The organism is Kitasatospora sp. NPDC048715, assembly GCF_043198905.1.
Classification (GTDB): Bacteria; Actinomycetota; Actinomycetes; order Streptomycetales; family Streptomycetaceae; genus Kitasatospora; species Kitasatospora lactacystinica.
The window spans coordinates 66,521-80,087 of the sequence record NZ_JBICVH010000021.1; the positions used below are offsets into that span (position 1 = coordinate 66,521).

Annotated in this window: 9 protein-coding genes; all 9 read left to right on the forward strand. The window is 73.3% G+C overall.

Features of this window, described 5'->3' with window-relative positions; all coding sequences use genetic code 11:
- Nucleotides 1-153 precede the first annotated feature (153 nt).
- The 9 genes from ACGFSC_RS33930 to ACGFSC_RS33970 all read left to right on the forward strand — a co-directional run bounded on the left by ACGFSC_RS33930 (nt 154) and on the right by ACGFSC_RS33970 (nt 13,172).
- Nucleotides 154-942, forward strand: coding sequence for a response regulator transcription factor (locus tag ACGFSC_RS33930; protein WP_359914346.1), 789 nt, complete (start codon nt 154-156; stop codon nt 940-942).
- A gap of 12 nt (nt 943-954) precedes the next feature.
- Nucleotides 955-2,454: a HAMP domain-containing sensor histidine kinase gene (locus tag ACGFSC_RS33935; RefSeq protein ID WP_359914343.1), complete on the forward strand. Its 1,500-nt coding sequence runs from the start codon at nt 955-957 to the stop codon at nt 2,452-2,454.
- A gap of 236 nt (nt 2,455-2,690) precedes the next feature.
- Nucleotides 2,691-3,596, forward strand: a complete 906-nt coding sequence (locus ACGFSC_RS33940; RefSeq protein ID WP_359914341.1) for an LPXTG cell wall anchor domain-containing protein — start codon at nt 2,691-2,693, stop codon at nt 3,594-3,596.
- Between the two features lie 494 nt (nt 3,597-4,090).
- A complete protein-coding gene (locus ACGFSC_RS33945) occupies nt 4,091-5,635 on the forward strand; it encodes a cytochrome ubiquinol oxidase subunit I (RefSeq protein WP_359914338.1) in 1,545 nt (514 codons plus the stop codon).
- 33 nt (nt 5,636-5,668) lie between these two features.
- Nucleotides 5,669-6,694: a cytochrome d ubiquinol oxidase subunit II gene (gene cydB / locus ACGFSC_RS33950; protein WP_359914335.1), complete on the forward strand. Its 1,026-nt coding sequence runs from the start codon at nt 5,669-5,671 to the stop codon at nt 6,692-6,694.
- A 4-nt stretch (nt 6,695-6,698) separates the two neighbouring features.
- The gene (cydD, locus tag ACGFSC_RS33955) at nt 6,699-10,211 is read left to right on the forward strand and encodes a thiol reductant ABC exporter subunit CydD (RefSeq protein WP_359914332.1); all 3,513 of its coding nucleotides are present in this window, start codon (nt 6,699-6,701) and stop codon (nt 10,209-10,211) included.
- 117 nt (nt 10,212-10,328) lie between these two features.
- The gene (locus ACGFSC_RS33960; RefSeq protein WP_380636410.1) at nt 10,329-12,143 is read left to right on the forward strand and encodes a GAF domain-containing protein; all 1,815 of its coding nucleotides are present in this window, start codon (nt 10,329-10,331) and stop codon (nt 12,141-12,143) included.
- 221 nt (nt 12,144-12,364) lie between these two features.
- Entirely contained in the window at nt 12,365-12,778 is a 414-nt protein-coding gene (locus ACGFSC_RS33965) for a hypothetical protein (RefSeq protein WP_359914330.1), read from the forward strand.
- Entirely contained in the window at nt 12,768-13,172 is a 405-nt protein-coding gene (locus ACGFSC_RS33970; RefSeq protein ID WP_359914327.1) for a hypothetical protein, read from the forward strand. The genes ACGFSC_RS33965 and ACGFSC_RS33970 overlap by 11 nt, the downstream gene beginning before the upstream one ends.
- Nucleotides 13,173-13,567: the final 395 nt, after the last annotated feature.

Consider the following 13,567-nt stretch of genomic DNA (forward strand, 5'->3'; position numbering starts at 1 on the left):
ACGCCCGTGCGCACACCATCGAGCCCACCCCTGTGCGCCGATCGTCCAAAAACCGACCGATAAGGTGTTAATCCAACATTCATCCATGCCGCATAGCCTCCGGGGGCTAGCCTCATGCTGAACGTCATCGTCCGACCGGGAGGCGAAAGCCCCGTGCAAGGCACTGTCACCACACCAGGCGGCTCCACGGTGGCCGGGGGCCAGGGCGAAGCGTTCCTGCTCGTCGTGGACGACGAACCCAACATCCGCGAGCTGCTCTCCGCCTCGCTGCGTTTCTCCGGCTTCCGCGTCGCCTCCGCCGCCAGCGGGACCGAGGCGCTCGAACTGGTCGCCGCCGAGCGCCCCGACCTGGTCGTGCTCGACGTGATGCTCCCCGACCTCGACGGCTTCACCGTCGTCGAGAAGCTGCGCGAGCGCACCAGCCGCGGACAGATAGCCGGCCCGGCCCACGGGCACCCCGGCGACCACCTGCCGGTGCTCTTCCTCACCGCCAAGGACGGCGTCGGCGACAAGGTGCAGGGCCTGGCCGCCGGGGCGGACGACTACGTCACCAAGCCGTTCAGCCTGGAGGAGCTGATCGCCCGGATCCGCGCGATCCTGCGCCGGGCCGGCGGGCCCGCCGAGGACGGCCGGCTGATCGTCGCCGACCTCAGCCTCGACCCGGTCGCCCACGAGGTCACCCGGGGCGGCACCCCGGTCTCGCTCTCCCCGACCGAGTTCAAGCTGCTGCACTACCTGATGGCCAACGTCGGCCGGGTGGTCTCCAAGTCGCAGATCCTCGACCACGTCTGGGCCTACGACTTCGGCGGGGACCTCTCCATCGTCGAGTCGTACATCTCCTACCTGCGCCGCAAGCTCGACTCCGGCCCGGCGCACGGCCCCAAGCTGATCCACACCGTGCGCGGCATCGGCTACGCCCTGCGCCGCCCCCCGCAGGGCTGACCGGGTCCGCTCGTGCTCGCCCGCTTCTCCGCCCGGATGTCGCTGCGCGCCCGGCTGCTGGTGCTCGTGCTCGCCCTGGTCACCACCGGGCTCGCGGTCAGCGACACCTTCGTGCTCGGCACCGTCCGGAGCCAGCTGGTGCAGCAGCTGGACGAACAGCTCCAGCGCTACGGGCCGCCGCTCTCCCGCAAGCCCCCGGGCCAGCTGACCGCGCAGACCGCCGGCCGGCCCGCCGTCGCCGGCCGGCGGGTCAGCCTGCCCAGCCAGTACCTGGTGCAGTACCTCTCCTCGGACGGCAAGGTCCAGGCGCTGATGCGCCAGCCCGTCTCGGACAGCGACCCGGCGCCCCAGCTGGAGGGACTGGACCCGACCCGGACCGCCCCCGACGTCCCCTTCGACCTGCCCGACCAGCGCGGCCAGCACCGCTGGCGGGTCCTGGTGCTGCCGCTCCAGACCCCCCGCGGGCAGGCCGCCAACCCCAGCGCGTACGCCTCGCCGGCGGTCACCCCGACCCACGTCATGGTGGCGGTCTCCCGCGAGGACATCGACGCCACCCTCGGCAAGCTGCGCACCTCCTTCCTGGCCATCGGCGGCGGCGTCCTGGTGGTGATCGCCGCGCTCGGCCTCTTCGCCGTACGGGCCGGGCTGCGGCCGCTGCGCCGGATCGAGGAGGGCGCCGAGCGGATCGCGGCCGGCGAGCTGTCGCACCGGATGCCGGAGCTCTCCCCGGGCACCGAGGTCGGCCGGCTGTCGGTCGCGCTCAACGGGATGCTCACCCAGATCGAGGCGGCCTTCGCGGCCCGCGCCGAGTCCGAGGCCCGGATGCGGCGCTTCGTCGCCGACGCCTCGCACGAGCTGCGCACCCCGCTGGCCGGGATCCGCGGCTTCGCCGAGCTGTACCGGATGGGCGGGCTGCCCGCCGAGGCCGACGTCAAGCGGACCATGACCCGGATCGAGAGCGAGGCCGACCGGATGGGCGCCCTGGTCGAGGACCTGCTGGTGCTCGCCCGGCTGGACGAGGAGCGCCCGCTCGACCTCGCCCCGATGGACCTGCGCACCCTCGCCGCCGACGCGCTGCACGACCTCACCGCCCTCGACCCGAGCCGCCCGGTCGCGCTCACCGGCCCGGCCGGCACCGGCGCGCCCGGCGCCGCGCCCGTCATCGGCGACGAGGCCCGGCTGCGGCAGGTGGTCACCAACCTGGTCGGCAACGCGGTCAAGCACACCCCGCCCGGCACCCCGGTCCGGATCGGGGTGGGCAGCGTCCCCGGTGGCGTCTGCCTGCTGGAGGTCGCCGACTCCGGCCCCGGCCTCACCGAGGAGCAGGCCCAGCGGGTCTTCGACCGCTTCTTCCGGGTCGACCCCTCCCGCAGCCGCGACAACGGCGGCGGCGCCGGCCTCGGCCTCGCCATCGCGACCGCCCTCACCCGCGCCCACGGCGGCACCCTCACCCTGCACACCGCCCCGGGCGAGGGCGCCACCTTCCGCGTCGAACTGCCCTGCCAGCACTGACCGGATTTCCGGCGGGTTCGCCCGAATGTCGGGAATTCCGGCCTTTGTGAGCGGACCGCCCCCGACTTTGTCGACTCGTCAATTCCCCGGCGAACCAGGAAGACACGGCGCCCGGTCATTGCCGGAATCCGGCATGGAGCGTCAAGAATGCGTATGCCTATGATCGGTGCTGCCCGGCCGTCGGAAACTCTTCCGGCCGAGGCTTTTGCTTTCCTGCAGGCCCGAAAGGGGTCATTGTGAAACTCCGCCGTTCGCTGGTCTCGGCCGCCCTCGTCGCCGCCGTCGTCTCGCCCGCCGTGGTGCTCTCCGCGGCACCCGCCTTCGCGGAGTCGGCGTCCGCGGCGCAGACCCGGAGCGACAACGGCTCGATCGCCGAACTGGAGCGGGCCGCCGCCGACGCCGCCAAGGCGTACACGGCGGCCGTCGCCAACGAGGCCAAGGTGCGGGCCGAGACCTCCGCCTTCCTCGACAACTCCCAGCCCTACCAGGGCACGTACGAGGAGGCCAAGGCCGCCGCGGTGACGGCCGCCGCGGCCAAGGACGCCGCCAGGAAGGAGGCCGAGGCGGCCTCCGACGCGTTCCGCGTCGCCACGGAGGAGGAGCTGCCCGCGGCCAGGGAGCGGCTGAACAAGGCGTACGCCGCCGCGAACGCCGCCAGCGCCGCGGACACGAAGGCCAAGGCCGCCGTGACCGCCGCCAGGAACGCCCTGGACGACGCCCGGGTCGAGGCGTTCCGGCGGATCCACACGGCGGACCAGGCCACCAAGGCCGCGGCCGCCGCCAAGGCCGCCGCGGACCAGGCCCTCGCCGAAGCGAGGGCGGCCGCCGAGAAGCCGGTCGAGCAGCCCGCCGAGAAGCCCGCCGAGAAGCCGGCGGAGCAGCCCGCGGCGGTCACCCCGGTCTCCAACACCACCACCACGGCCAAGACCGGCACCACGGGCAAGTCGACCGTCTCGACCACGTCGGGCACCTCGACCACGTCGACCACCCGGGCCACCACCGGCTCGACCACCGAACTCGCCGAGACCGGCTCCAACCCGGCCACCCCGTACCTCGCCCTGGGTGCCGGCCTCGCGATCAGCCTCGGCGCCGCGGCCCTCTACGTCTCCCGCCGCAAGCCGGCCACCCGCCCCACCTCCTGACCCACCCCGGTCGCGCCCGCTCGGGAGGACGGCGCGACCACCCCGGAACCGCAGGACAGGCCCCGGCCCGTCCTGCGGTTCCGGCGTTCCCGGCCCCGGACTCCGGATCGGGTGCACCCGGCGGAGCCGTCGCGGGGTTCACGCCGGCCGGGCGCCGGTAGCACGCGGATCCGGCCGGGGCGACCGGGGCGCGGGCCTGTCAAGCGCCGGTTCGGCCAACAACTTCCGGTCGTCCGCCCCGTCGTTCGTTGCCCCGGCCCGCGGGGGGTCCGCAGACTGTGCGGACCGCACCGCGGCCGTGGCGCAGCGCACCGGGCTGTCAAACACACCCCACCTGCAGTTCCCTCGTAAGGATGGTGGATACTGCTCCTTGTGAACGTGTTCACGTTCACAAGCGGACAAGCTTGCGTGGTTGAGCAACGGTCTACGGCTATAGATGAAGTTTGTCCGGAAGATGCCCGTCGTCACGCGGGCAGGTTGGGAGAGAGGGCGACGTGGAACTGGCAATCGCTCACGAGACCATCGCGCGATGGCAATTCGGCATCACCACCGTCTACCACTTCCTCTTCGTCCCGCTCACGATCAGCCTGGCCGCGATCGTGGCCGGTCTGGAGACCGCCTGGGTGCGGACGAACAAGGAGAAGTACTTCCACGCCACCAAGTTCTGGGGAAAGCTCTTCCTCATCAACATCGCGATGGGCGTGGTCACCGGAATCGTCCAGGAATTCCAGTTCGGCATGAACTGGTCCGACTACTCCCGCTTCGTCGGTGACGTCTTCGGCGCCCCGCTCGCGATGGAGGCGCTGATCGCCTTCTTCTTCGAGTCCACCTTCATCGGCCTGTGGATCTTCGGCTGGGACAAGCTGCCGAGGAAGATCCACTGCGCCTGCATGTGGATGGTGGCCCTGGGCACCGTGCTCTCCGCCTACTTCATCCTGGCCGCCAACTCCTGGATGCAGCACCCGGTCGGCTACGCGATCGACCCGGTCACCGGCAAGGCCCAACTGACCGACGTCGTCAAGGTGCTGTTCCAGAACACCACCCTCGTGGTCGTCTTCCACACCCTGACCGCCGCCTTCCTCACCGGTGCGGCCTTCGTCGTCGGCATCGCCTCCTTCCACCTCTGGAAGGCCAAGCGCAAGCCGGAGACCGCCGACCCGAAGAAGACCGCCGCGATGCGGACCTCGCTGCGGCTCGGCCTGGTGCTCGCGGTGGTCTTCGGCGCCGGCACCGCGCTCAGCGGCGACACCCTGGGCAAGGTCATGTTCGAGCAGCAGCCGATGAAGATGGCCGCCGCCGAGGCGCTCTGGGAGACCCAGGCGCCGGCCCCGTTCTCGGTCTTCGCGGTCGGCGACGTCAGCAAGGGCCACAACTCGGTCGCCCTGGAGATCCCCGGAATACTCTCCTTCCTCGCCCACAGCGACTTCAGCTCCTCCGTCCCCGGCATCAACGACACCGCCGCCGCCGAGGCCGCCCAGCACGGCGGCGACCCCAAGGACTACATCCCGAGCATCTTCGTCACCTACTGGGGCTTCCGCCTCATGATCGGCTTCGGGATGACCTCCTTCCTGGCCGGCCTGATCGGCCTGTGGACCACCCGGAGGAAGCTCTTCCTGCGCCCCGAGTTCCGCACCGGCGAGACCGAGGTGCCCCGGCTGATGCTCACCCCCAGGCGCGAGCTGGGGCCGCTGCTGACCAAGTGGAGCTGGCGGATCGGCATCCTGACCATGGGCTTCCCGCTGATCGCCAACAGCTTCGGCTGGATCTTCACCGAGATGGGCCGTCAGCCCTGGGCCGTCTTCGGCCTGATGACCACGGCCAGCGCCGTCTCCCCCAACGTCGGTGTCGGCACCCAGATCGGGGCGCTGGCGACCTTCACCGCGCTGTACGCGATCCTCGCGGTCATCGAGGTCCGGCTGCTGGTCAGGTACGCCAAGGCCGGCCCGGTGGTGACCGAGCAGCCGCCCACCAAGGACCCGTCGCTGCGCGGACCGTCCTCGGACGAGGACGCCGACAAGCCGCTCGCCTTCGCCTACTGAGGCGCCGGGACACCGGGGAACTGAGGATCTGACATGCAACTCCACGACGTCTGGTTCGTGCTGATCGCGGTCCTGTGGATCGGCTACTTCTTCCTGGAGGGCTTCGACTTCGGGATCGGCGTGCTGACCAAGCCGCTGGCCCGCAACACCGCCGAACGGCGGGTGCTGATCAACACCATCGGCCCGGTCTGGGACGGCAACGAGGTCTGGCTGCTGACCGCCGGCGGCGCCACCTTCGCGGCCTTCCCGGACTGGTACGCGACGCTCTTCAGCGGCTTCTACATCCCGCTGCTGGTCATCCTGGTCTGCCTGATCGTCCGCGGTGTGGCCTTCGAGTACCGGGCCAAGCGCGACGGCGCCCGCTGGCAGCGGAACTGGGAGGAGGCCATCTTCTGGACCTCCCTCCTCCCGGCCTTCCTCTGGGGCGTGGCCTTCGCCAACATCGTGCGCGGCGTGGACATCGACGCGCAGAAGAACTACATCGGCACCCTCTGGGACCTGCTGAACCCGTACGCGCTGCTCGGCGGCCTGGTGACGCTCGCCCTGTTCACCCTGCACGGCTCGGTGTTCGCCGCGCTCAAGACGGTCGGCGAGATCCGCGAGCGGGCCCGCAGGGCCGCCCTGCTGTCCGGTCTGGTGACCGCCGTGCTGGCGCTGGCCTTCCTGATCTGGACCCAGGCCGACCACGGCAACGGCCGCAGCCTCGCCGCGATGATCGTCGCGGTGGTCGCCCTGCTCGGCGCCCTGGCGGCCAACCAGCTCGGCCGCGAGGGCTGGGCGTTCAGCCTCTCCGGGGCGACCATCGTGGCCGCGGTCGCGATGCTCTTCCTGGCGCTCTTCCCGGACGTCATGCCCTCCACCCTGAACCCGGAATGGAGCCTGACCGTCAGCAACGCCGCGTCCTCGCCGTACACGCTGAAGGTGATGACCGTCGTGGCGGCGATCTTCACCCCGCTGGTGCTGCTCTACCAGGGCTGGACGTACTGGGTGTTCCGCAAGCGGATCGGCGTCCAGCACATCCCCGGGCACAACCCGGCCGCCCCGCTCGACCAGGCCTGACGCCATGAAGCCGGTCGACCCCCGACTCCTCGGGTACGCCCGCACCACCAGGGCCTTCCTCGTCGGATCCGTGCTGCTCGGCGCGGTCGGCGCGGCCCTGGTGGTCGCCCAGGCGAGTCTGATCGCCGAGATCGTCGTCCGCGCCTTCCAGCGCGGGGCGACGCTCGGCGAGCTGACCACGCCGCTGCTGCTGCTCGCCCTGACGGCGGTCGGGCGCGGGCTGGTCGGCTGGCTCACCGAGCTCACCGCGCACCGGTCCGTCGCCCGGGTGAAGTCCACCCTGCGGCGCCGGCTGCTCGACCACGCCACCGCGCTCGGCCCGTCCTACCTGGCGGGCCGGCGCACCGGCGAACTCACCACCCTCGCCACCCGCGGCATCGACGCGCTGGACGACTACTTCGCCCGCTACCTGCCGCAGCTGGCACTGGCCGTGGTCGTCCCGGTGATCGTGCTGCTGCGGATCGTCGGCGCCGACTTCACCTCGGCCGCGATCATCGCCGGGACGCTTCCGCTGATCCCGCTGTTCATGGTGCTGATCGGGATGGCCACCCAGTCCCGGATGGACCGGCAGTGGAACACCCTGGCCCGGCTCTCCCACCACTTCCTCGACGTGGTCGCCGGACTGCCCACCCTCAAGGTGTTCAACCGGGCCCGCACCCAGGCCGCCACCATCGCCCGGATCACCGCCGACTACCGCCGCGCCACCCTGCGCACCCTGCGGATCGCCTTCGTCTCCTCCTTCACCCTGGAACTGCTCTCCACCCTGTCCGTCGCGCTGGTCGCCGTCACCGTCGGCTTCCGGCTGGTGGACGGCACGCTCGACCTGGAGACCGGGCTGCTGATCCTGGTGCTCGCCCCCGAGGTGTACTTCCCGATCCGCCAGGTCGGCGCGCTCTACCACTCCAGCGTCGAGGGGCTGACCGCCGCCGACGAGCTGTTCCGGGTGCTGGAGACCCCGCTGCCCGCCGCCGGCACCACCCCGGCGCCGGACCTCGCGGGTGCCGAGATCGCCGCCGACGGCCTGGTCGTCCGGCACCCCGGGCGCACCGAGCCCGCCCTGGACGGCGCCGGGCTGACCCTGAGCCCGGGCTCCAGCACCGCGCTCACCGGCCCCAGCGGCGCCGGCAAGTCGACCCTGCTGGCCGTCCTGCTCGGCCTCACCGCCCCGGACTCCGGCACCGTCCGGATCACCGCCGCCGACGGCCGCGTCCACGACCTGGCCGAGCTGGACCCGCAGAGCTGGCGGCGGCAGATCGCCTGGGTGCCGCAGCACCCGCACCTGTTCGCCGGGACGGTCGCCGAGAACCTGCGGCTCTACCGGCCGCAGGCCACCGACGAGCAGCTGTGGACGGCGCTGCGGGCCGCGCACGCGCTCGACTTCGTGACCGACCTGGCGGCCGTCCTGGGGGAGGACGGCGCCGGGCTCTCCGCCGGGCAGCGCCAGCGCCTCGCCCTCGCCCGGGTGCTGCTCGCCGACGACCGGCCGCTGGTGCTGCTGGACGAGCCGACCGCCAACCTGGACGGCGCCTCCGAGGCGGCCGTCGTGGACACCGTCCGGGCGCTGGCCGCCGATCCGGCGCGCACCGTGCTGGTGGTCGCGCACCGGCCGGCCCTGCTGGCCGCCGCCGACCGGCGGGTACGGCTGGCGGGGCCCGCCGCCGCCCCGCCCGCCCCGCTCACGGACGGTGGTCACTGCGGCGATCACCACGGTGGGAAGCACAGCGGGAAGCCGACCCCCGCCCCCGCCGTCGCCGAGGAGACCGGCCCCGAGGGCGGCACCACCCCCCGGCTGGCGCTCTCGATCCTGCTCGGCGCGCTCGCCCTCGGCTGCGCCGTCGCCCTGATGGCCACCTCCGGCTACCTGATCTCCCGGGCCTCCGAGATGCCGCCGGTGCTCTACCTGATGATGGCCGTCACCTCGGTACGGGCCTTCGGCATCGGCCGCAGCGTCTTCCGCTACGCCGAGCGGCTGGTCTCGCACGACGCGGTGCTGCGCACCCTCGGCACCCTGCGGGCCGCCGTCTACCGGCGGCTGAGCGCGCTCGCCCCGGCCGGACTGCCCGCCTTCCGGCGCGGCGACCTGCTCTCCCGGCTGGTCGCCGACGTGGACGCGATCCAGGACCACTACCTGCGCTGGCGGCTGCCGGCCGCGGTGGCCGGCCTGGTCGCGCTGGCCTCGACGGTGGCGATGACCGCCTTCCTGCCCGCCGCCGGGCTGGTGCTCGGCCTCGGGCTGCTGCTCGCGGGCGTGCTGGTGCCCGCCCTGGCCGCCCGCTGGTCGGCCGGTGCCGAACGGCGCCAGGCCCCGGCGCGCGGGCGCCTGGCCACCGCCGTGGTGGACGCCTTCACCGGCACCGCCGAGCTCACCGTGGCCGGCGCCCTGCCCGGCCGGCTGGCCGCCGTCCGCACCGCCGACGCCGCGCTGACCGGGCTGGCCGCCCGCTCGGCCGCCACCACGGCACTCGGCACCGGGCTGATCGCCCTGCTCACCGGGCTGACCGTGACCGCCGCGGCCGCCGTCGGCGTCCAGGGGGTGCGCGACGGGGTGCTGGCGCCGGTCTGCCTGGCCGTGGTGGTGCTGACCCCGCTGGCCGCCTTCGAGGCCGTCACCGGGATGCCGCTCGCCGTCCAGGCCCGCCAGCGCAGCCGCGCCGCGCGGGCCCGGCTGGACGAGGTGCTGAACGCCCCGGTGCCGGTCACCGAGCCGGCCGAACCGGTGGCACTGCCCGAGCAGCCGCTGCCGGTGGCGGTGCGCGGGCTGACCGTCCGCCACCCCGGGCAGGCGGTGGACGCGCTCGCCGGGGTGGACCTCGACCTCGCCGCCGGCCGCCGGATCGCCGTGGTCGGCCCGTCCGGCTCCGGCAAGACCACCCTCGCCCAGGCGCTGCTGCGCTTCCTGGAGCCGAGCGCCGGGACGGTGCGGTTCGCCGACGGCCGTCCACAGGCTGTGGACAGCCGCGCGCTGGCGGGCGAGTCCGTCCGCCGGGTGATCGGGCTCTGCGCCCAGGACGCCCACGTCTTCGACAGCTCGCTGCGGGAGAACCTGCGGCTGGCCCGGCCGGAAGCGGCGGAGGACGAGCTGCGCGCCGCGCTGGCCGGCGCCCGGCTGCTGGAGTGGACCGAGGGCCTGCCGGACGGCCTGGACACCATGGTCGGCGAGCACGGCGCCCGGCTCTCCGGCGGCCAGCGCCAGCGGCTGGCACTCGCCCGGGCCCTGCTCGCGGACTTCCCCGTCCTGGTCCTGGACGAGCCCGCCGAGCACCTCGACCTGCCCACCGCGGACGCCCTGACCGCGGACCTGCTGGCCGCCACCGAGGGCCGCACCACGGTGCTGATCACCCACCGGCTGGCCGGGCTGGACGACACCACGGTGGACGAGGTGCTGGTGCTGGACGGCGGGCGGGTGGCCGAGCGGGGCCGCTGGTCCGAGCTGGTCGCCGACCCGGACGGGCGGCTGCACGCGATGCGGCGGCGGGAGCGGGAGGCGGACGGACTGCTGGAGCCGGTGGGCCGCTAGCCGCGCGGCCCGCCGTACCGCCCGTCGTACCGCCCGTCGTACGGGTCGTCGTACTGCCTGCCGAACTGCCCGTCGCGCCGCCCTTCGGCTGAAAAGCGTACAAACTAGGCTTTCTCCATGGACCCCACGCCGGACCTCCCCGAGGCCACGCCCGAGCCGACACCCCATCGGGTGCCCGAGATCGCCTCGCTGGGGCTGGACACCCTGGTCACCGAGGTCGCCGAGCGCCTCCAGTCGGCCGCCGCGGTCACCGACCGGATGCAGCGGCTGCTGGAGGCGGTGGTCTCGATCGGGGCGGGGCTGGACCTGCACGCCACCCTGCACCGGATCGCGGTGGGCGCGGCCGAACTGGTCGACGCCCGGTACGCGGCGCTCGGCGTGATCGCCCCCGGCGGCACCGGTCTGGCCGACTTCATCCACGTCGGGGTCGACGACGGGACCGCCGGCGAGATCGGCGAACTGCCCGCCGGCCGGGGCATCCTCGGCGTGCTCATCGACCGCCCCGAGCCGCTGCGGCTGACCGACCTCGGCGCCGACCCGCGCTCCTCCGGGTTCCCCCCGCACCACCCGCAGATGAGGACCTTCCTGGGCGTGCCGATCCGGGTCCGCGCGGAGGTGTTCGGCAACCTCTACCTCACCGAGAAGAAGGGCGGCGGGGCCTTCACGCCCGAGGACGAGCAGGTGGTGCACGCACTCGCCGCGGCGGCCGGTGTGGCCATCGAGAACTCCCGGCTGTACGAGGAGGGCCGCCGCCGCGAACGCTGGATCGCCGGCGCCGCCGCCGTCACCACCGCCCTGCTCTCCGCCGAGCAGGCCGAGACCGCGCTGACCGTCGCGGCCGAGCAGGTGCGGGAGCTGGCGGACGCCGCGCTCGGCATGATCCTGCTGCCGACCGGCCCGGAGGACGGCGACGAGGGCGACGGGCAGATGCGGGTCGCCCACGCCTCCGGTGAGCTGGCCGAGTTCGTGCGCGGCGAACTGCTGCCCAGGGAGAGCTTCGCGGCCCGGCTGCTCGCGGGGGAGAGCGTCTACCTGGACGACATGTCCAGCGACCCGACCGTGGTGATCCGGCTCGCCCGCCGCTTCGGCCCGTCCATGGCGGTGCCGATGGTCGCCGCCGGGCGGGTGCTCGGCGGGCTCTGCGTCTGGCGCCCCTGCGGAGCGGTGCCGTTCACCGACAGCGAGAAGCAGCTCGCCGAGACCTTCGCCTCGCAGGCCGCGCTCGCCCTGCGGCTCGCCGAGGGCCAGCGCGACCAGCAGCGCCTGGCTGTCTTCCAGGACCGCGACCGGATCGCCCGCGACCTGCACGACCTGGTGATCCAGCGGCTGTTCGCCACCGGGATGATGCTGGAGAGCGCCGCCCGGCGGGCGGTCGTCCCCGAGGTGAAGGTCGGCATCGGCAAGGCGGTGGACGAGCTGGACGCCACCATCCAGGAGGTCCGCACCACCATCTACGCCCTCCAGCACGACAACCACGGCGACGCGCCGGACACCCTGCGCACCCGGGTGCTGCGCGAGGCCAGCCAGGCCGCGGCCGCGCTCGGCTTCAAGCCCGCGGTGAGCTTCGTCGGGCCGGTGGAGAGCCTGGTCGGCGAGAACACCGGCCGCCAACTGCTGGCCGCCCTGCGCGAGATGCTCTCCAACACGGCCCGGCACGCGCGCGCCTCCCGGGTCGGGGTGGAGATCGACGCCACCACCCACCTGGACGAGGACGGCCGCCCGGTGGGCGGCGACCCGGAGTCGCTGGACCGGGGCGGGCGGCCGGGCGTCCTGCTCACCGTGACCGACGACGGGGTGGGCATCCCGCCGGGCGGCCGGCGCAGCGGCCTGCTCAACCTCACCCGGCGCGCCGAGGCGCTCGGCGGCGACGCCTGGCACGAGAGCGGGCCGTACCGCAAGGGGACGATGGTGCGCTGGACCGCCCGGCTCTGAGCGGTCCACGGCGGTTCCCGGCCGGTTGCCGGTCGGTCACGGGCCGGCCCGGGCCGGTTCCGGGGCGGTTTCCGATCGAGACGCGTGAAAGTTAAACGAGAGAGAACTTCCCGACCAACGGCGCAAGTTGTGAACGTTCTGGGCTTTCGGGGGCTCCGTGTGCACACATAGCTTTACTCCGCTCGGAGGGGAATCCGGAGGGCAACCGGACGGAGGGGGCAGTGAACGCTGCCGGCCGCGGCTACACCGCAGCAGGGGCAAGTCGAGGGGGGTTCCGCGCCGAACGGGCGGCGGACGGGCGCTACCGCTGGCAACTGAAGGCGCCCAACGGACGGGTGGTCGCGATCACCCCGGCCGCGTTCGAGACGGCCGGCGAGGCCGAGCGGGGCTTCGACGGCCTGCGGGTCGTGGCGGTCGAACTCACCGCGCGGATCACCCACGTGCGGGAGGGCATCGGCTGGATCTGGGTCGTCCCGGGTTCGCGGGCCCTGCCCGAGGTGCGCTCCAGCCGCGCGTACGAGCGGTACGCGACCTGCCAGAACGCCTTCCGGCGGTTCGTGGTGCTGCTCTCCAAGCAGCCTCCGCGCGAACTCCCGGAACCCGTGGTGCCGTTGAGACGCACCGATGGCCGCTGAGCGGCGCGGTCCGCGGCTGCTGATCGTGCCGGCGGCCGACCGCTGCCTCGGCTGGGCGCTGCGGGCCGCCAACGGTCGGCCGCTCGGGGTAGGCGTGCGGACCTACCGGAGCGAGGAGGAACTCGCCGAGTCGGTCCGGGAACTGCTGATCGAGCGGGCCGCGCTGCGATGTTCGGTCGGACAGTCCGAGGGGCGTCAGTGGGTCTGGGCCGCCTACCTGCCGGTGCGCAGCACCCGGCGGGGGGCGGCCGACGCCGTTCCGGTGGCCCGCAGCGCCCGGGGGTACCTGCGGCGGGACCAGTGCCAGGCGGGGGTCGAGGGGTTCCTGGCCGGACTCCAGTGGGTGGGGCAGGAGTTGCGGCGGTCCGGGCGGGACGGCCGCTGGCCGTTGTGAGCGTGTGAGTCGATGACGGTCCGAGTCGGATGACGGACCGTCATTCCGGCGTTCCCGGAAGGGGATCCTCCATCGGATCCCGTTACCGGAAGGCGATCCTCCATCGGATCTCCGTCCGTGCTGTTCCGGTGAAGGACAGGTTTCCGGCAACACTCCGAGCAGCCTCCTGGAGAAGAACGTCGACCGGGCTCGGAGCCCCGGCAGTGCCCCTGTCACGTGCACGCTGACCAGTGGCTAAACCTCGCTGAACCGATGAGTCGACATTCACCGGCCGGGCTCGACCTCTCTTCCGGCGGAACCTCCCCGGCGGACAGGATCGGCACTGCCGGCGAGGCCGCAGCGGACGCGGCCACACGGCCCCGAACTCCCGAACGGAGTACGGGTTTCACGCGATG

Excerpts from the sequence above, each read along its gene's own strand:
- ACGFSC_RS33970 (WP_359914327.1), top strand. The coding sequence starts at position 12,768 with ATGGCCGCTGAGCGGCGCGGTCCGCGGCTGCTGATCGTGCCGGCGGCC.
- cydB (WP_359914335.1), top strand. The coding sequence starts at position 5,669 with ATGCAACTCCACGACGTCTGGTTCGTGCTGATCGCGGTCCTGTGGATC.
- ACGFSC_RS33960 (WP_380636410.1), top strand. The coding sequence starts at position 10,329 with ATGGACCCCACGCCGGACCTCCCCGAGGCCACGCCCGAGCCGACACCC.
- cydD (WP_359914332.1), top strand. The coding sequence starts at position 6,699 with ATGAAGCCGGTCGACCCCCGACTCCTCGGGTACGCCCGCACCACCAGG.